Genomic DNA, 18,963 nt, shown 5'->3' on the forward strand with positions numbered 1-18,963 from the left:
GGTTTATCTCCTAACGCATATTAATAATTGTTTGTGTAATCGTATCACCCGCACGAATTGACTGAGCATTCGCTTGAAAATCGCGTTGAGCACTAATCAAATCAACAAGTTCGCTGGTTAAATCAACATTAGATTGCTCCAACATCCCCGATTTAATTGCGCCTAATCCTCCAGTTGTTGCCACACCAATTAAGGGTTGTCCTGAAGCTGAAGTTTCACCCCAGCACACATTTCCCATATTCTGCAGACCAGTAGGATCAGCGAAATTAGCCAATTGAATTTGGCCCATAGCCATAGACTGACCATTGGTATAAATTCCTAAAATAAGGCCCGAATCATCGATACTTAGGCTAGCCAAACTTCCAGTTGTATAACCATTGGGGGCACTCGATTGAACAGAAAATGGACTTCCGAACTGTGTACTGTCGGATAAGTCAATATTCAAACTTAAAGGATCAGCACCATTATTTAAGTTAAGTGATAATGGAATCAGGTTATTTCCAATAGGGGTGCCTCCTGGGCTTGCGACTCCGGCAAATGATCCATCCGAATTAAAATTCACTTCAAACAAGTTCGTTGTATTATCTGTACCTACATTCGTAGGTACATTTTGGTTGTCAATTTGAAAAGCAACATACCATTGATTCTCTGTACCCGCAGGAGTTGAAGCATTAGGTTGCCCCACTGCTGCAGCGGAATCTGCTTTGATAAAAAACATACTAAGTACATGAGAATTCCCCAAACTATCGTAAATAGTTAATGCGGTGGGATTATTATAAGAACTGCTCAGTGGTGAAGCCCCCCCTACCCAATCAATTGCCGGAGGAGTGCTTTGTGAATTTAAATTCACCCCAGTCGTTACCATAGTGCTCGCCTGTGGGCTTATATTTTCCGTACTTATCTTTAAATTCCCTGACGTTCCGGTAATATTTCCTTGGCCATCCGCAAGCAGTCCAGTAAGATATTGTCCATTAGCATTAGTAATATAATTTTGGTTGTCTAAATTAAACTGACCTGCACGGGTATATACAGCGCCCCCCCCTGGATTGTTTAAAATGAAAAATCCAGAACCATTCACTGCCAGATCCAAACTATTTGTGCTATTGGTTAAATTTCCAGATGCAAAGGATTGCTGAACTTGAGTCAACATTACGCCACCACCAATAGCTGTGCTACCGGAGCCAAAGCTCCCATATCCACCAAAGGCATAAATATCACCAAAATTGGCACGAGATCCCTTAAATCCTATAGTCGAAGAGTTTGCAATATTATTACCAATAACGTCTAAGTTACTGGTTGCTGCCTGAAGTCCACTTAATGCTGCGTCAAAAATCATCTTAGCCTCCTGCTTTTAAACTGAAATTTGTCTAACCTGATCCAATGATATTGGTCCAATCCCTGCTACATTCAATTTTAAGCCCTCTCCATTTTGACCAAGGCTTACGCTATCAACATTTGTGGAGGTCATCGTTTTTAATGATACTTCTTGCCCTCCATAAACAGCATGAACCTCAATTTTATATTTACCTTCTTTTACTCGATTGCTGTCGTTTCCTGTACCATCCCAATTAAACTGAAAAAATCCAGGTGAAGGTTGGCCTAATGGAATGGTTTTTATAAGTTCACCGGATTCTGAATAAATGGATGCATTCAAATTACTGAGTCCAGGAGGAATATCAACGGCTGCTTTCGCATCTCCTTCTACTCCAAGTTGAAGCGCGTTACTATTTACCAAAACCTTGCGACCAACTAAAGCTGAAGCTTGTAAGGCCTGATTTGATTGCAAAGAAGTTGCCATTTGTTGCAAGGATTCTTGCATTTTAGCAACGCCATCATTAGTGCTAAACTGCGCTAGCTGCGAGAGGAACTCACCATTTACCTGCGGTTGCATAGGATCCTGGTTTTGAATTTGAGCTACCATTAAACGTAAGAAATCCTGTTGCCCTAAGCTTTTTTTCGCTGTCGCATCAATTTGATTAAATGATGGATTCGATGTGTTAGTTCCATTAACTGAATTTGTTGCCATTTCCTTTTCTCCCTTATTCCCCTAACCTCAAGGTCCTTTGTAATAGTTGTTTTGTTGTATTAAGCAATTCAACATCCATTTGATACGACCTTGATGCAGAAATCACATTTGCCATTTCTTCAACATAATTCACATTCGGTGAATAAACAAAACCCTTTTGATCTGCTTGGGGGTTATCAGGGGCATAATGCTTTATCGGATCTAAAGTACTTTCATATGTTCCCTTTAGCTGAACGCCTCCAGATATTTGTTCATCCATCCACTGATTTGCATGCTGCTGTACCGCTTTGAATATAGGATATTTTGCTTTATACACTTCGTCAGCATTACCTGTTTCTACGTTAGCATTACTCATATTCTGAGCACTTGTTGTTAAACGAGCTGTTTCAGCGGTCAATGCAGAACCTGCAATATTAAAAACTGCACTTAATGTCATGCCTATTCTCCTTTCAGCGCAAGCATCATGGACTTGATTTTATTATCCAGAAAACTCAAACTGGCTTGATAATGAAGTGAGTTCTTGGCAAATTCTGTGGTTTCCAAATCCTTATCCACGGTATTACCATCTAAAGACATTTGAGAAGTAACCCGATATTTCAAACTCGCTGCAAAATCGGCATTTGTATCTATATGATTCGGAGAAGTAACCTCCATCTTCTGTGCACTGCCAGCCATACTCGCTGCTAAAAATTCATTGAAATCGACATCTTGAGCTTTATAATTGGGTGTGTTTACATTAGCCAAGTTATTCGCTAACTGTGAAGCCCTATGATCACGAGCGACTAGAGCTTTAGCATGTATTCCAAAATATGAATCCAAATCTAACGCCATATGTCCTCCTTTTAAAATAAGTACCACAAGAAAAGCAAACATTGTGCCAATTTCAAATAAATGAGAAAATGAGCGAGTTATAACCTGGTGAGGCTCAGCCATGTCAAAAAAACATACTCTTCCTGAAAACGCTATAGAACAAGTAAAAACCTATCTCTTACAATTACAAAATACAATTTGCTCGCGACTCGAGAATCTTGATGGTCAAGCTCATTTTATGGAAGATTCCTGGAAACGACCCTCGGGTGGTGGCGGAATGACTCGTGTTTTAACTGGAGGGGGGGTTTTTGCAAAAGCAGGTGTCAATTTTTCTCATGTAACCGGAGCTCATCTTCCGGCTTCAGCAAGTGCCCATCGTCCTGAATTAGCGGGTAGGAATTTTAATGCCCTAGGCGTATCATTAGTCATTCATCCAGATAATCCCTATGTACCTACATCGCATGCAAATGTACGTTTTTTTCTTGCAGAGAAAGATGGAGCTGAGCCCGTTTGGTGGTTTGGTGGAGGATTTGATTTAACGCCCTACTACGGTTTTGAAGAAGATTGCAAACATTGGCATCAAATTGCTTTGCGAGCCTGCGAGCCTTTTGGCCAAACGATTTACCCTAAATTTAAACAATGGTGTGATGAATATTTTTTCATTAAACATCGAAATGAAGCACGTGGAATTGGTGGCTTATTTTTTGATGATTATAATGAAATAAGTTTTGATCATAGTTTTGCTTTAATGCAAAGCATAGGTAATCACTATATTGAGGCTTATGCTCCAATCGTATCCCGTCGCAAATCCCACCCTTTTGGTGAAAAAGAGAAAACTTTTCAAAATTACCGAAGAGGGCGATATGTGGAATTCAATCTGATTTATGACCGAGGAACCTTATTTGGTTTACAATCGAATGGAAGAACGGAGTCAATTTTAATGTCGTTACCTCCGGAAGTTACTTGGGACTATAATTGGCAACCTGAAACACATAGCGCAGAAGCAAAACTATATACGGATTTTCTGCCTGCCCGTGATTGGTTAGCGTAAAAACTGCCCCAGGCTATCAGCCCCACTGCCATTAAGTCTAAAGAAAAACTGTCATGGCCGCGAAGCGGAAATCTATTTCTAGCGAGGCATAGTATTAGAAAGATCTCTAAATTCGCGGGAATTTCATTTAAGTTCAGGACTATTGGCCCATCCTAATTATTTTTCTGGCAGAACCACCCTCTTTAAATAAATCCTAGCTAACAATGCAACAACAGCATTTAATAAACTCAAAATTAAAAAAATTTGTGGAATTGCAGCACTAAAGTGCAATAAACCAATGACCATAAGCGTCCCTATAACCATAAATAGAGAATTGTAAATATTATTGGTAGCAATAACTCGGGCTCTACCATTAGGAGGACTCGCAACTTGCAAGTAAGTATATAGGGGAACTAAAAATAAGCCGGAACTAAAAGCCAACATGAATAAATCAAAAGCAATACGCCAATGCGCAAATCGGGTGAAGAAATTATTTAAAGAAAAGAGGATGCCTTGTTCTGTTGTGGGAGTAGCCCAATACAAATCCATAGAAAAGCAAGTAAAAGCGAACATTGCCCAGGGGACCATTGACAAATTAATCCGTCCTTTAAAAATAAAGTTAACTGTCACTGAACCGCAAGCAATTCCTACGGAGAACAAAGCAAGAAATAATGCGAAGATGGCATTATTTGCACCCAAAATATAATTCGTATAGTCCGGTAGCTTGGTTAGAATGACTGTACCTAATAACCAAAACCAAGATAAAATCAAAATAGATAATAAGATACCGAAATGCTCTGTAGCCTGCTTCAACATCCTATAAGTAACTCGCCAAATCTGGGCATCGATTTTTATTTTTTCACACGAAGATGGAACTCTAGGGATAAACAGACTGGAAATTAATCCAATCACTGCAACTAATACCGTCAAAAAAACTGCCAGGTAGGGCTTTGGATTGTTCATTCCAATGGATAAAGAACCCATTGTAGTTCCTAATAAAATCGCTATGAAGGTACTCGCATCAATTAACCCAGTTGCCCCTAATAAATCTTTTTTGGGTAAATGATCTGGTAGAATTGCATATTTTATGGGTCCAAAAAAGGTGGAATGTACACCCAACCCTGTCAAAGTGAACATCATTAGAAAAATATTGCCCCAATATAGAGCCAAGCTTCCGATAATCATTAACAATACTTCTAATAATTTAATCACTCGGGTTACTAAAGCTTTATCGTATTTGTCTGCTAATTGTCCTGAGGTCGCTGAAAGCAGAAAGAATGGTGATATGAATAATGCACCAGCTATAGCTTGGTAATATTCAGATTGAGCTTGATCATGAGTTAAATGATAACTAATCAAAGTAAGCATTGCTAATTTGAAAGCATTATCGTTGAACGCACCAAAAAATTGAGTCAGAAAAAAAGGCAAAAATCTACGTTCTCTTAAAAGGTAAAAAGCACCAGTGCCCATGGGCAAAACTCCATTGATAAATATATAACCGTTCACGTTCTACTAGGAAGTGAATACTACACTGAACGGTTATATATTTCTGCATCTAATGTTAATAAAAAACTTGCAAGTCTGAGCGACTAGGCTTTAAACCTGGAGGGAGATCATTATGCTTTAATACCAAGCCTTCAAGATGATCATGAGTGTCTGCCTCACGAACCAGCTGAGATAGCCCTGTTTCTGAAATTCCATTATCGGACAAATCTACATATTTTAAATTAGTATTTAATTTTAATGCTTGTGCAATATACTCAGCGCCTACATTACCAATTTTATTACTCCTAAGATTAAGATGAGTCAAAGATTGTGATTTAGTGATCATAGCAGCAATGTGTTTCGCGCAATCTTCGTTCAAGTTATTGTACGATATATCTAAAATCGTTAATGAAGGGTGTCTCAATACGTAATGATGCAATGCCTTCGTTCCAGCCAAGCTAAAATCATTACAGCTTAATACCAATTCGTTTAAATTTGTATTGGTTTCAAGTGCGTCTAATAAACATTGTACTCCAGCATCACGTAACCAGTTTAATGATAAATCCAAAACTGTTAGTTTCTTTTTGGTCAGAAAAGAAAAAAAGTGAGTAGAAATTTTCTCACCTATCCAATTATCTACGCATCGAATTGTATTTAGTTTTTTATTAGGCAAAGACTCAAATAAATAGGTGAGATGATCGGTATCGATATGATTCGAATAAAAGGAAACCTCGCTTACTTTTGACGATAATTTTAGAATGTCATGGAGTGCACTATAGTCTTTATCATCCAAAGTGGATTGTTCGATGCTAATTTTTTTGATTGATTTGCATTGTCTTGAGCCTTTTGATTGTAAATAGTTCTTAAGATGTGGAAGCGCTAAATGGTGTTGTAGCTGAAAAAGCTCGATCGCTTCTAGTGTCCCATGCTCATGTTTTAGTCGAATTGTCATATCACATCCTCTGTAAATTGATCACTTAATAAGTGTAGATGATATTTTTCTTCTGGATGTGGTGAGGTATAAAATTTTAATTCGCAGCGGAAATCCCCATGAAACCCGAGGTGCTCATAGGAATATCCGTTTTTTGGGGTCGTTAAATTTGCGTTACCAAACGGGTCAATACCTTTCCTGGCCCTACCTCAATAAAAACAGTTTCACCTTGATTTTTGAGATAACGAACCGTTTCCGTCCACCGAACAGGATGAACAATTTGTTTCACCAAGTTGTCTTTAATCATTTTATCGCTATAAGGCTCTGCTGTAACATTAGCAATCACTTGTGTTTTGAGTGGAGCGAATTCGAACGGTGCAATAAATTGTGCAAATTCATCAGCTGCTCCTTGCATATAACGAGAATGAAACGCACCACTAACTTTTAATGGAACGCACATCAATGCCTCACTGGCAAGTAATTCATTAGCCTTGGCAATATCGGCAGCAAGTCCAGAAAGAACTATTTGTTTGGGTGAATTAAAATTAGCAAAATCGACGGAATCCAATCCATTGACTCTCAGTAAAAATTTAATGCGATCTTCAGGTAGATTAATTACTGCCAACATTCCCCCGCCACTTGCTTTGGCCATTAATTCACCACGTTTTTGGACCAGTTTTAATCCGGTAACAAAATCAAATGCCCCTGCCGCAAATAAAGCAGCATACTCGCCCAAACTATGGCCTATGAGGTATTGTGGAAGGGGCTCTTCAGCAGCTCTAGCTAAAAAAGAGAGTGCTTCAACAATATATAATGCAGGTTGAGTATACTCAGTATTACCCAATTGTTGTTTGGGATCATTTAAGCATAAATCTTTAATGGAATACCCTAAGATGTCATCAGCTTGTTTTATTTGCTCAGGGAAATGGGAAAATAATTCGATCCCCATCCCCTTTGCTTGAGATCCTTGTCCAGGGAACATATAGGTTGTCATAGATACTCCTTTCTAATACGAACATTCTAAATAGACATTCATGATAAATAGAACCACGAATAATGTCATTAAATAAATTGAACAAAGAAATAATTGAAAATCATGAATTAAATGATGCAATTACTCTGGTTTATTACTAATCCGAACAAATAATTGTTTCGCCAAAGAATTGACTGAGTCAATTTTAGATGTAGAAAATCACCATGCTTATCTCGAATCATTCTGAGTTTTGTCATAACTCGTTGAGAACCTATATTATCAGGGACAGTAAAGGCAACCACATAAAGGTATAACTTTTTCAGTAAGTTGTGCATTCATTCGCTCTATAAACGAAGTAACTACATCCATAGTCCAAAATTAGCAATGTATTGCATTACCCTGGGAGCCTGGTTCATAGAAAGGAGCAATGTCTTCATCGCTCCCTGCTCTTAATAAAAGTCCTGTTGTCTCTAGAGCGCTCATGGCAAGTAAATTGTACCTTCTAAATAAAGATGACTGGTTCCATACAGAAAGACTCGTCCTTCTTTAACTTCACATTCCAATTTTCCCTGTCGGTTTCCGCCCTGCATAGCAGTGATATGCGATGTCCCTAATTGTTCACACCAATAGGGGGCAATAACGCAATGTGCTGAACCGGTAACAGGATCTTCTGGAACATTACATCCTGGGTAAAAACACCGTGAATAAACGTCGGTACTTATACCTGGGGCGGTTAAAATGAGACCTCGGTAATCCAAACGAGCTACTGCATCCAAATCCGGCATCGCCATTTTTACGTCATTTTCATGTTCATAAACAAACATTAAATCAAATTGGCTTTTAAAAACCTTTTGTGGTTTTTTTAAATTTAATTTCAATAACTCCGATGAGAGTTCAATAGGGAAATAAGGCAATTCAGGGAAGTCCATCATTAGGCCATTATTATATTTACGAACTATAAGTATCCCACTCTTACAATTAAATTTTATAGCAGGACCTTTAAAATTTAATTGTTCAAAAATAACATGGGCGGTAGCAAGGGTTGCATGGCCACATAAAGCAATTTCTTCATTTGGAGTAAACCATCTTATGTAATATCCATCTCCTTCAGGGACAAAAAATGCTGTTTCAGATAAATTATTTTCTGAAGCAATACTTTGCATTTCTTTATCTGTTAACCAATGATCCAAAGGACAAACTGCTGCAGGATTACCTTCAAAAAGAGTGGATGCAAATGCATCTACTTGATACATGGACAAACGTTTCATACAGATCCCCTAAAGTAAAAATTAAATAACAAGAGAGATATATGAAGTTGTTTTGGTAAAATTCAAGATCGAGATTGTTTTTTTTAGAAATTTAGATAAAAAGAGAACATTGATTAATTGCCACATTCCCTGTTTTTGAGGTTCTAGTTCGTAAATAACCTTTACTAGAACACGATTCCTAGATTGTAGCGCTAATCAAAAATCCATTGCATGAGAAGTAAACCCAGGTTACGGCTCAAATCCTTAGCCCAGGTTAAACTTAACACGCGCGATAGCTGAGAATATGTTATCCGTTACTTTACTGTTCAGTAATTATTGTAACGTCTTGTGCTTTTAACCCTTTAGGTCCTTTATCAAGCACAAAGGATACTGGATCATTTTCATGGAGGGTTTTAAATCCAACACCTTGGATATCTTTATAATGAACAAAAATATCGTCACCATTTTCATTAATGATAAATCCAAATCCTTTTTTCTCATTGAACCATTTTACATGGCCCGTTTCTCTTTGCGACATTAGCTATCCCCTTTGTCTTAAGCTTTACTATCCAACCATTACAGATGTTTATTTTTAGCCCAAAAATAATTACTATTAAAACGTTGGGTTATAATAAACATTCACTATACGTAAGAAATGTTTCCTTACATATAGATTAGCATAGCAGTTTTTTATTGATTGTTAAGAATTTTTTAAAAAAAACAATTACTTTATCTTTTTTTTTTCTATTGGAAATACACAATGAATCAGATGAAATCAGCTTTTATAAAATTAGCGCTTGATTGCCAAGTATTAAAATTTGGTGAGTTTACTTTAAAGTCCGGCCGAGTCAGTCCTTATTTCTTTAATGCAGGATTATTTTATCAAGGAAATGCTTTACGACAATTAGGACAATTTTATGCAAAGACCTTATTGGAGCATCACGTTCAATTCGAGCATCTGTTTGGACCCGCTTACAAAGGTTTACCTCTGGCTACAGCAACAGCTATAGCTTTAGCTGAGTTAGGCAAAGAAACCACGGTTACTTTTAACCGTAAAGAAGTAAAAGATCATGGTGAAGGAGGCCAATTAATTGGGGCACCCTTATCCGGGAAAACTATTGTTGTTGATGATGTTATTACTGCAGGTACTGCTTTTAGAGAGTCTCAAGTTTTAATTAAGGAGCATGGAGGTCAATTAACTGGTGTCATCATCGCTCTCGATCGATGTGAACGCGGATTAACTAAGGAATCAGCTTTATCTGAAATTAAAGCACAAGGTATTGACGTATATTCAATTATTACTTTATTTGATTTGATTGAGTACTTAAAAAATACACACCAAAACGAACACGTTAAAAAACTTGAAGCATATCAAGCCGATTATGGGTGTTAACGTATAAAAAACTCAGTAAATCCCCCCTAGAATATTTTCTTTGTTGCCTGGATGAAGGCATAGTCATAACTCAAGGTTTCTTGCTTTCATTTCCCGTTTGTACGCGGGATGACGGCAAGAACATTTAAAATTCTATGATCATATCCATTGACAGTATTAAAAATAGTCATTAAAATTGTTCTAATGTTATAACACGCTAATACATTAATATGAAAACACATACTACAATAAAACATTCTGCGCTCCCTGATTTAATGCATGCGATTAGCTTGCTTAATAATAAAGATGAAGCATTGCAATTTTTTACCGATTTATGTACTCCAGCAGAACTCGAAGCAATGGCAGATCGGTGGCAAGTTGTTCCTTTATTGAGACAAGGGATTCCCTATCGCACAATTCATGAACAAACGGGGGTCAGCGTCACCACAATAACTCGTGTAGCACGCTGTTTGAGTTTTGGTACGGGCGGTTATGAATTAATCGCGAAAAAATTGGAGTTGTCGTGAAAAATCGTTTACGTTTAGCCTTGCAGAAAAAGGGGCGCCTATCAGAAGAGTCCTTGAGTCTTTTACAAAAATGCGGTTTAAAGTTCCGTATTAAACCAAATAGCTTACTTACCCATGTTGACAACTTCCCCATTGATTTACTTTTTGTCCGCGATGATGACATCCCTGTTTTAGTATTTGATGGTTTATGTGATGGCGGTATCGTTGGCGAAAACGTCTTATTAGAGGCTTCCCTTGCCAATCCATCCAAAGGATTTAAAAGAACAGCCAGGTTGGGTACTTGCACCTGTCGTTTATCTATTGCCGTGCCTGAGTCCATGGACTATCAAGGCCCCGGCAGCCTGGATGGCAAACGAATTGCTACAAGCTATCCTAATTTATTAAATCAATATTTACGTGACAAAAAGATATGCGCGGAAAGTCTTGTACTATCAGGATCCATTGAAGTTGCTCCTCGAATGGGTATGGCTGATGCGATTTGTGATCTGGTTTCAAGTGGGCAAACCCTGGAAGACAACAAACTTAATGAAGTGGATGTGGTACTTTCAAGCCAAGCCGTATTGATTCAAAGTGACCAAAAGCCGGCAAATATATTTCAAGATTTATTTGCCATGCTTGCGCGAAGGATTCAGGCAGTCCAACAAGCACAGGAACGAAAATATATTGTTTTTCATGCTCCTAAATCTGCTCTCGATGCAATTGCAGAAAAACTCCCCGGAGCAGAATCACCTACAATTTTACCTTTGCCAGGAAATATGGACAAAGTAGCTGTTCACGTGGTTTCTAGTGAGCGGGTGTTTTGGAACACCTTAGAAACCATTCAAACCCTCGGCGCCAGTTCTATATTGGTTTTACCCATAGAAAAAATGTTGGAGTAGTACGATGTTATCCATTAAAACTTGGCAAGCCCTATCTCAAGAGGAAAAAGAAATCTGTTTAACTCGCCCCATGCAAACCTCCTCAGTGAAAAGCAAGGTAAGCGAGATTATTAAACACGTGCGAACGTTTGGGGATCAAGCCTTATTTGCATTCACAGAACAGTTCGATGGTGCTTTTTTGAAAAGCCTGCAAATCCCCATGCAAAAAATTGAAACCGCCTGCATCACTCGTGCTTCTCTTAATGCTATTAATGAGGCTATCAAAACCATAACTGCTTACCACCAGGCCCTACTCCCGGAAAATAAAAATATAAGCACCGCAAAAGGAGTGAATATTTATTGTACCTATAGGCCAATCCAACGCGTAGGGTTGTATATCCCTGGAGGCAACAAAACGCCTTTGGTTTCTTCATTGTTAATGCAAGCTATACCTGCATTGGTTGCAGGATGTCCCATAAAAATATTATGTACGCCTCCTGATGCATCAGGTTCGATTAATGAACATTTACTTGTTGCCGCACGTTTATGTGGCATAGATACCATTTACACAATCGGAGGAGCTCAAGCCATTGCTGCGATGGCTTATGGAACTGAAACGATTCTTAAAGTAGATAAGATTTTTGGACCAGGAAACAGTTATGTCACGGAAGCAAAAACTCTGGTTTCATCAGATCCAGCTGGTGCTGCTATAGATATGCCAGCAGGCCCTTCCGAGGTGATGATCCTGGCCGACGATCGAGCAAACCCAGCATTTGTCGCTGCGGATCTACTTGCCCAAGCTGAACATGGAGTCGATTCTCAAGTAATTTTGATTTGCGACACCCTTCAGTTCGCAGAACAAGTTAATCAACAGCTACAAACACAATTTATTCGCTTATCCAGAACTCAAATAATCAAACAATCTCTTGCAAATAGTTTGATTATTATATGTGCAGATAAAACAGCTCAATTAAATATGATTAACTTCTATGCCCCGGAACACTTGATTATAAATCGCGAAGATGCAGAAGATTTACTGGATCAGATTTATAGCGTTGGTACTGTTTTTCTTGGGTCTTGGGCTGCTGAAACACTTGGTGATTATATAACTGGCTCAAATCATGTATTACCCACAAATGGTTATGCCAAAAATCATAATGGTCTGAGTACACTCGATTTCCTAACTCGCTTTAATGTGCAATCGATTAGTGAGGAAGGCATTAAAACCTTAGGACCTTCCGCAATAACACTGGCACGAATTGAAGGTTTGGATGCTCATGCACAGGCTGTAGCCATTAGGTTGAACTCATTGGAGATTTAAATGTCTGTACTTAACTTAATACGCCCTGAATTATTAAACAAAAAACCCTATGTTTATAATAGTGCCCCTAAATGCCGATTGCATGCCAATGAGCTTCCTTGGTCTGCATTAAATACGGATATCGATTTGAATTTTTATCCAGAAAAAAATCTGCTTGACCAGTTACAAGAACAATTGGCAAAACGTTATCAAGTTGATTCAAATCAAATGGTATTAACTCGAGGATCTGATGATGGAATTGATTTAATTACTCGTTTATTTTTGAGTGCGGGCCAAGATGCATGCATGCAGTTCTCACCTACCTTTTCCATGTATGAATTTTATGTGTACCTCCAGAATGCACAACTTATTGAATGTTCGTTAAATCCTTGCAACAATTTCGAACTATCACTAGCAGATGTGCGAAATAGTTGGCAAAAAAACTGTAAGCTTATTTTTTTGTGTAATCCTAATAATCCTACTGCAAATCTAATCGATCTGGATTTTATTGCTTCTCTTTGTGATGAATATAAAAATCGCTCCATTATTGTTGTAGATGAGGCGTATATCGAATTTGCTCAAGCTCAAAGTGCAACATCACTAATTACCCAATTCGAAAATATAATTGTTTTGCGTACTCTTTCCAAAGCTTATGGCTTAGCTAATCTTCGTTTAGGGATTATTTTAGCCCAAGAACAGGTAATTCAAGCTTTTAATAAAATTATGCCCCCCTTTCCGCTTTCCAGTGTAGTGATTGATCTTGCGCTACGTGCATTGGAAAAACCCGAATGGTTGATGCAGTCGATTAGCACAATTAAAGAATCTCGAGCCCAGTTAGTGAAGGAATTACAATTCTTTCCTGCGATTAAAAAAGTCTATCCGACTGAAACAAACTTCATTCTTGTCCAAACCGACTATGCCCTGGAATTAACTTCTTGGCTTGTTAATCAAGGCATAGCAATCAAAAGCTTTTTAACTAATTCATTACTCCATGAACATATACGGATCACCGTTGGTAGTGAGTCACAAAATCAGCTTTTGCTACGGGCTTTATCTTCTTTTCAAAACAATATTTCTGGATGTAAAAATGCAAAAAATCTTATTTATTGATCGTGATGGCACTTTAATTGAGGAACCTTTTGATTTTCAAGTAGATTCTTTAGATAAAATTAAACTCACACCCCATGTGATTCCCTCATTACTGCAATTACAAAAAGAAGGATTCCAATTTATTATGGTGAGCAATCAAAATGGAGTAGGTACCTCTTCCTTCCCTGAAGATGATTTTATGATTTGTCATGAATTTACTTTGGACCTGTTTTCTTCACAGGGGATATTTTTTGAGGAAATATTTATTTGTCCTCACATGCCTGAGGAAAATTGTTTGTGTCGAAAACCAAAAACAGGTTTGGTGGATCAATTTCTAAGAAAAAGAGTGATCGATACATCATGTTCCTGGGTTATTGGTGATAGAGATACAGATCGACAATTTGCGGATAATCTAGGTATTAAATTCCTGCCAATCTCACCGAAACATGGCTGGGATCAAGTGACCCAAACCCTGTTGAATCAAAAGCGAAGTGCAGTGATTCAAAGAATAACAAAAGAAACTCATATCAGCCTGACCTTAATGTTGGATACAGATCAAAATAGTATCATAAACACACCTATACCCTTTTTTAATCACATGCTGGAGCAAGTAGCCAAACATGGCGGATTTAATCTTGAAATATATGCCCATGGGGATGTGGAAGTTGATGATCATCATCTAATAGAAGACACCGCCCTCGCTTTAGGAGAAAGCCTAAAAAAGGCACTTGGTGACAAATGGGGGATTAACCGTTATGGATTTACCTTGCCCATGGATGAAGCTTTAGCTTCTATCGCTATTGATATCAGTGGGAGAGGTTTTTGCGAGTTCAAAGGCCAATTTACTCGAGAATTTGTGGGAGGGATGGCAACGGAAATGGTACCTCATTTCTTTAATTCATTAGCCACTGCACTGGGTGCAACCATTCACATTGAAGTAAAAGGTCAAAATCATCACCACATGATCGAAGCCTGTTTCAAATCTTTAGGTAGAGCTCTAGGCCAGGCCTGTATGAAAACAAACAATGCGCTGCCATCGACTAAGGGGGTATTATGATTGCCGTTATTGATGTGAGCGGGACGAATCTAACCTCTTTAGTTAATGCATTAAAAAGATTGGGATTTACTTATCATTTAACGCACGATGCGAAAGTAATTAATAATGCAAGCCATGTCATTCTGCCAGGGGTGGGTACTGCGGCTTATGGAATGAATGCATTACGTCAGTATGACTTGATTGACGTAATTACTTCCCTAGAACAGCCTTTGCTGGGGATTTGTCTCGGTATGCAATTATTGTTTGAACAAAGTGAAGAAAATGATATCCGTTGTTTAGGTATGGTTCCCGGGACAATAAAACGTTTGCCCCGAAAAGAGCATTTCCCGGTGCCTCATATGGGTTGGAACCAATTGCGATGGCGCACTGAGTCATTCTTACAACAAGGATTAAAAGAACAAGACTATGTCTATTTCGTTCATAGTTATGCCCTTGGTGAAAGTGAGTATGCTTTGGCTTATTGTGAATACAGTGAACCATTCGCAGCAATAATTCAAAAAAATAATATTTGGGGCATGCAGTTCCATCCGGAAAAATCTGCAGAAACTGGAATGACCTTACTAAATAATTTTTGTAACTTAAGAGTCGCTTAGACTAAATCGTCAAGCAGACCTCACTAAATGACTTAAAATATGGAGGCGGTATGATCCTGATCCCAGCAATTGATATTCAAGCAGGTCGTTGTGTACGTTTACGGCAGGGCCAATTCGATCAAGTCACACAATTCGATACACTACCGATAGACCGTGCCACCTACTTTGCTCAATTAGGGGCGAAACGCCTGCATATCGTGGATTTGGATGGTGCTCGAACAGGAACCATGCACCAACTGTCTTTAATCTGTGCAATGCAAAACACGGGAATTCCCGTACAGGCTGGAGGCGGAATTCGCTCTTTAGAACAAGCAACTTTATGTGTTTCATTAGGAATATCAAACCTGGTCTTAGGCAGTATTGCCATTACTAATCCTGAATTGACTGCACAAATTATTAAAAAAATAAATCCCCAACATATTATTTTGGCGTTAGATATTCGAATGCAAAATAAGATACCTATTCCTGCTATTCACGGTTGGCAAACAACATCAAATAGTAATTTATGGGAAGTCGTTGCGCACTATCAACAATTGAATGTGACACAAATCCTCTGTACTGATATTGCTTGTGATGGAATGATGCAGGGACCAAATTTTGATCTTTATAAAGAGGCAGTAGATCGTTTTCCACAAATTAAATGGCAAGCCTCAGGAGGTATCCGTCATGCAGATGATATTAATCAGTTGGATGCCTTAGGGGTTAGCGCGGCGATTCTGGGGCTAAGTCTTTACCAAGGCAGTTTGAATCTGGAGTCAATGTTATGTATGTGTACCTCGTAACTTATTAGAAGCGCTGGAGAACCCTCATCATCCCGAGTGCAATGAAGGATCTCCAGGCTGTAGGACAGGGAGATTGTTAATTACATCAGAATCACGAGATCCCGTTCCGCTGCGCTTAACCAAAAACATTATTAAATTGAGTATAAGATTATGTTAACCAAAAGAATTATTCCATGTCTTGATGTTCGCGATAATCAAGTCGTCAAAGGAGTTAAATTTCGCAATCATCGTATTGTTGGGGATATTCTTGAACTTGCGTCGGAGTATTCCGCATCCGGGGCAGATGAACTGGTTTTTTATGATATTACTGCAAGCTCTGAGCAACGCTTAGTTTGTCCTGATTGGATAAATCGAGTAGCTAGTATCATCAATATTCCTTTCACTGTAGCGGGTGGAATTCGGTCCCTTAATCAGGCAAAATCAGTATTAAATTCTGGAGCCGATAAAATATCCATAAATAGTCCAGCGTTAGAAAACCCCGATTTAATCAATGAATTAAGTCGAAATTTTGGAAGCCAATGCGTTGTAATTGGGATTGATAGTCAATTTATAGATGATGATTATTATGTCTATCAATATACTGGAGATGAGAAGAAAACACTTAATTCCAGACGTAAAACAAGAGAATGGATCAAGGAGGTACAAGATCGGGGGGCAGGAGAAATAGTACTAAACTGCATGCAATCAGATGGTGCGCGCAAAGGCTATGACTTAGATCAATTAAAATTAATGCGACCACTATGTCAGGTTCCATTAATTGCATCAGGAGGTGCAGGAACACTAAATGACTTTACTAGAGTGTTCCTTGAGTCTCGAGTAGATGGAGCTTTAGCTGCCAGCATTTTTCATAACAAAATTTTGACGATAAACGAAATAAAATTAGCACTTAAAAAACAAAAGATTGAGGTACGATTATGATTCATATGGAAATTAACTCTTTAGACTGGAAAAAAATGAATGGCCTATTACCAGCCATCGTCCAAAATGCAGAAAATGGTAATGTTCTAATGTTAGGTTATATGAACCAGGAGGCTTTGATCGCTACACTTACTACTGGCCAATTAAATCTATATAGCCGAAGCCGTAAACGCTTGTGGCGTAAGGGAGAAACCTCTGGTAACAGCATGTCAGTACAACACATCAGTGTTGATTGCGATAATGACAGCCTGTTAATTCAGGTTTTGCCTAAAGGTCCTGCATGTCATTTAGGGTACACCAGTTGCTTTCAGCCCGCCCATCACACCAACCTTGGTTTTATCCATGAATTGATTGAGTTGATTAATGAACGTGCGGATTCAAACCATGAAAACAGCTACACAGCAAACTTATTAGATTCCGGACTCTCGCGATGCGCGCAGAAGGTAGGAGAAGAAGCGGTAGAAGCTGTAATTGCAGCGGTAAATAACAACCGTGAAGAATTAGTTAATGAATGTGCTGATTTAATTTTTCACTTATTTGTTTTATTAAAAGCGTGTGAACTGAGTTTTTATGATGTGTTGCAATGTTTACAAGATAGAGACCGATCGGTTCATACTTAAATATTACACAGTGACTGGGCAAAGCGCAGCAGCCTCCGTCTTCCCGAGCGTAATGGGAAAAACCCGGGGTTCGCTCTGCTCCACCCCGGCTATGAAATGATTACACTACAGCCAATAAAACGGCGGTAAGATAACTTCCTTCTGGAAAAGATGCTAAGGTAGGATGACAACTTGCTGGACCATAAACACCTAAAATCCGGGCTTGTTTCCCTACAGCTCCAGCTTGAACACTTACCAGAGAACAAAATTCCTGAGATGAAAGTGCTGATGAACAATTACACGTCATTAATAAAGAACCTGTTTTCATGTACTTAAAAACTTCACGATGTAAAAACCGATAGTAGTTTTTAGCGCGCTCAACATGCTGCTTGGATGGAACCAATTTAGGAGGGTCAAGAACAACTACATCATAATCCCCCGCTTGTGTTAAATATTCCCGTGCGTCCGCTTCAATCCATTCAATCTGCGACGTTCGATTTAACACTGCATTCTTTTGAGCTTGAGCTATTGCTTGCGCAGAACTATCCACCGCTGTCACCTTTAAGGCCCCTGCTTTCGCAGCATGCAATGCAAAACCACCACTATAACAGTAGAGATCTAATACCTTCTTTCCTTTAGATAATTCAGCTACACGTTGATGATTTTCTCGTTGATCGAGAAATAATCCGGTTTTTTGAGCTTGAGCAAACTCCACTTCATAAATAACCCCTGCTTCAAGCACCTGGGTATTATAATGTGTCTCTTCTACAGTAATTTGCTTCCAGCCATCCTGTCCCAGGGGTTTACTTTGTGGCAACCATATAATTTTATCTGTGGGGAACAAATTGCGTAACACGTCAATAATAAGTTCTCGATTGGACTCAACCCAATAAGCGGAACTGGAAACCACAAATGTTTGATTAAATCGATCAATGGTTAAGCCAGAAAGGCCATCTGCTTCACTATTAAATAAACGATAAGCCGTAGTTTCTTCATTGGGTAAATTTAAACACTCTCTTACTTGCTTTGCTTGATTCAAACGATGGGTAACCAAAGTGTGTAAATTACTTATATCAATTGATTCACTGATAAGCCCCAAGACCCTGACCCTGTAAAGAGAATGCTCATTATAAACACCTACACCAATAAGTTTCTCATCTGCATTATAAATATCAACCAACTGTCCTGTAATTAATTTTCCCTGAGTCTTCGCAATAGCCTTGGGGAATATCCATGGATGACCTCGTAATACAGTATTTTGTTTTGCTGCAAGCAAAATAACTTTTGCATTCATTTTTCTATTTCCCAAAGAACAAAAATCGGCTAATCTACACAAAGAACACTAGACCTGCAAGAGTTCGTAAAAT

21 protein-coding genes are annotated in these 18,963 nt (G+C 38.5%); 11 read left to right on the forward strand and 10 right to left on the reverse strand.

The window, feature by feature from the left end:
- Positions 1-10: 10 nt before the first annotated feature.
- Genes flgE through flgB form a run of 4 tightly spaced genes read right to left on the reverse strand, consistent with a single transcriptional unit; the run spans position 11 to position 2,857 of the window.
- Positions 11-1,336: a flagellar hook protein FlgE gene (gene flgE / locus ACWTE2_RS01895; RefSeq protein ID WP_182390883.1), complete on the reverse strand. Its 1,326-nt coding sequence runs from the start codon at positions 1,334-1,336 to the stop codon at positions 11-13.
- Between the two features lie 15 nt (positions 1,337-1,351).
- On the reverse strand, positions 1,352-2,026 hold the full coding sequence (locus ACWTE2_RS01900; protein ID WP_454783917.1) for a flagellar hook assembly protein FlgD: 675 nt from the start codon (positions 2,024-2,026) through the stop codon (positions 1,352-1,354).
- Positions 2,027-2,039: 13 nt separating this feature from the next.
- A complete protein-coding gene (gene flgC, locus ACWTE2_RS01905) occupies positions 2,040-2,462 on the reverse strand; it encodes a flagellar basal body rod protein FlgC (protein WP_182390885.1) in 423 nt (140 codons plus the stop codon).
- A 2-nt stretch (positions 2,463-2,464) separates the two neighbouring features.
- Complete coding sequence (flgB, locus tag ACWTE2_RS01910) at positions 2,465-2,857, reverse strand: flagellar basal body rod protein FlgB (RefSeq protein ID WP_454784427.1); 393 nt, start codon at positions 2,855-2,857, stop codon at positions 2,465-2,467.
- Between the two features lie 100 nt (positions 2,858-2,957).
- Between flgB and hemF the strand changes: the two genes are divergently transcribed.
- On the forward strand, positions 2,958-3,887 hold the full coding sequence (gene hemF, locus ACWTE2_RS01915) for an oxygen-dependent coproporphyrinogen oxidase (RefSeq protein ID WP_454783918.1): 930 nt from the start codon (positions 2,958-2,960) through the stop codon (positions 3,885-3,887).
- A 156-nt stretch (positions 3,888-4,043) separates the two neighbouring features.
- On the opposite strand, the gene ACWTE2_RS01920 is transcribed toward hemF, so the two are convergent.
- The 5 genes from ACWTE2_RS01920 to ACWTE2_RS01940 all read right to left on the reverse strand — a co-directional run bounded on the left by ACWTE2_RS01920 (position 4,044) and on the right by ACWTE2_RS01940 (position 9,040).
- Complete coding sequence (locus ACWTE2_RS01920; protein WP_454783919.1) at positions 4,044-5,336, reverse strand: MFS transporter; 1,293 nt, start codon at positions 5,334-5,336, stop codon at positions 4,044-4,046.
- Between the two features lie 91 nt (positions 5,337-5,427).
- Positions 5,428-6,303, reverse strand: coding sequence for a leucine-rich repeat domain-containing protein (locus tag ACWTE2_RS01925; RefSeq protein ID WP_454783920.1), 876 nt, complete (start codon positions 6,301-6,303; stop codon positions 5,428-5,430).
- A 142-nt stretch (positions 6,304-6,445) separates the two neighbouring features.
- On the reverse strand, positions 6,446-7,276 hold the full coding sequence (gene fabD / locus ACWTE2_RS01930; protein ID WP_454783921.1) for an ACP S-malonyltransferase: 831 nt from the start codon (positions 7,274-7,276) through the stop codon (positions 6,446-6,448).
- 458 nt (positions 7,277-7,734) lie between these two features.
- Positions 7,735-8,523, reverse strand: coding sequence for a PhzF family phenazine biosynthesis protein (locus ACWTE2_RS01935; protein WP_182390891.1), 789 nt, complete (start codon positions 8,521-8,523; stop codon positions 7,735-7,737).
- Between the two features lie 298 nt (positions 8,524-8,821).
- A complete protein-coding gene (locus tag ACWTE2_RS01940) occupies positions 8,822-9,040 on the reverse strand; it encodes a cold-shock protein (RefSeq protein WP_182390892.1) in 219 nt (72 codons plus the stop codon).
- Positions 9,041-9,262: 222 nt separating this feature from the next.
- Between ACWTE2_RS01940 and pyrE the strand changes: the two genes are divergently transcribed.
- The 10 genes from pyrE to hisIE all read left to right on the forward strand — a co-directional run bounded on the left by pyrE (position 9,263) and on the right by hisIE (position 17,617).
- The gene (gene pyrE, locus ACWTE2_RS01945) at positions 9,263-9,895 is read left to right on the forward strand and encodes an orotate phosphoribosyltransferase (protein ID WP_182390893.1); all 633 of its coding nucleotides are present in this window, start codon (positions 9,263-9,265) and stop codon (positions 9,893-9,895) included.
- 209 nt (positions 9,896-10,104) lie between these two features.
- Positions 10,105-10,401 carry a YerC/YecD family TrpR-related protein gene (locus ACWTE2_RS01950; RefSeq protein WP_182390894.1) on the forward strand — a complete coding sequence of 99 codons (297 nt, stop codon included), beginning with the start codon at positions 10,105-10,107 and terminating at the stop codon, positions 10,399-10,401.
- The gene (hisG, locus tag ACWTE2_RS01955; RefSeq protein ID WP_454783922.1) at positions 10,398-11,279 is read left to right on the forward strand and encodes an ATP phosphoribosyltransferase; all 882 of its coding nucleotides are present in this window, start codon (positions 10,398-10,400) and stop codon (positions 11,277-11,279) included. The genes ACWTE2_RS01950 and hisG overlap by 4 nt, the downstream gene beginning before the upstream one ends.
- A gap of 4 nt (positions 11,280-11,283) precedes the next feature.
- Positions 11,284-12,579: a histidinol dehydrogenase gene (hisD, locus tag ACWTE2_RS01960; RefSeq protein ID WP_454783923.1), complete on the forward strand. Its 1,296-nt coding sequence runs from the start codon at positions 11,284-11,286 to the stop codon at positions 12,577-12,579.
- The gene (gene hisC / locus ACWTE2_RS01965; protein WP_454783924.1) at positions 12,580-13,668 is read left to right on the forward strand and encodes a histidinol-phosphate transaminase; all 1,089 of its coding nucleotides are present in this window, start codon (positions 12,580-12,582) and stop codon (positions 13,666-13,668) included.
- Positions 13,646-14,704 (forward strand): bifunctional histidinol-phosphatase/imidazoleglycerol-phosphate dehydratase HisB, encoded by a 1,059-nt coding sequence (hisB, locus tag ACWTE2_RS01970; protein ID WP_454783925.1) that lies wholly within the window; start codon positions 13,646-13,648, stop codon positions 14,702-14,704. The genes hisC and hisB overlap by 23 nt, the downstream gene beginning before the upstream one ends.
- Complete coding sequence (hisH, locus tag ACWTE2_RS01975; protein WP_454783926.1) at positions 14,701-15,297, forward strand: imidazole glycerol phosphate synthase subunit HisH; 597 nt, start codon at positions 14,701-14,703, stop codon at positions 15,295-15,297. Before hisB ends, hisH begins: the two co-directional genes overlap by 4 nt.
- Before the next feature lie 50 nt (positions 15,298-15,347).
- Entirely contained in the window at positions 15,348-16,079 is a 732-nt protein-coding gene (locus ACWTE2_RS01980) for a 1-(5-phosphoribosyl)-5-[(5-phosphoribosylamino)methylideneamino] imidazole-4-carboxamide isomerase (RefSeq protein WP_454783927.1), read from the forward strand.
- Between the two features lie 150 nt (positions 16,080-16,229).
- Positions 16,230-16,997, forward strand: a complete 768-nt coding sequence (gene hisF, locus ACWTE2_RS01985) for an imidazole glycerol phosphate synthase subunit HisF (protein ID WP_454783928.1) — start codon at positions 16,230-16,232, stop codon at positions 16,995-16,997.
- Positions 16,994-17,617, forward strand: coding sequence for a bifunctional phosphoribosyl-AMP cyclohydrolase/phosphoribosyl-ATP diphosphatase HisIE (hisIE, locus tag ACWTE2_RS01990; protein ID WP_454783929.1), 624 nt, complete (start codon positions 16,994-16,996; stop codon positions 17,615-17,617). Before hisF ends, hisIE begins: the two co-directional genes overlap by 4 nt.
- Positions 17,618-17,717: 100 nt before the next feature.
- On the opposite strand, the gene ACWTE2_RS01995 is transcribed toward hisIE, so the two are convergent.
- Positions 17,718-18,890, reverse strand: coding sequence for a class I SAM-dependent rRNA methyltransferase (locus tag ACWTE2_RS01995; protein WP_454783930.1), 1,173 nt, complete (start codon positions 18,888-18,890; stop codon positions 17,718-17,720).
- Between the last annotated feature and the right edge of the window lie 73 nt (positions 18,891-18,963).

This window comes from Legionella nigrisilvae, from assembly GCF_977063395.2.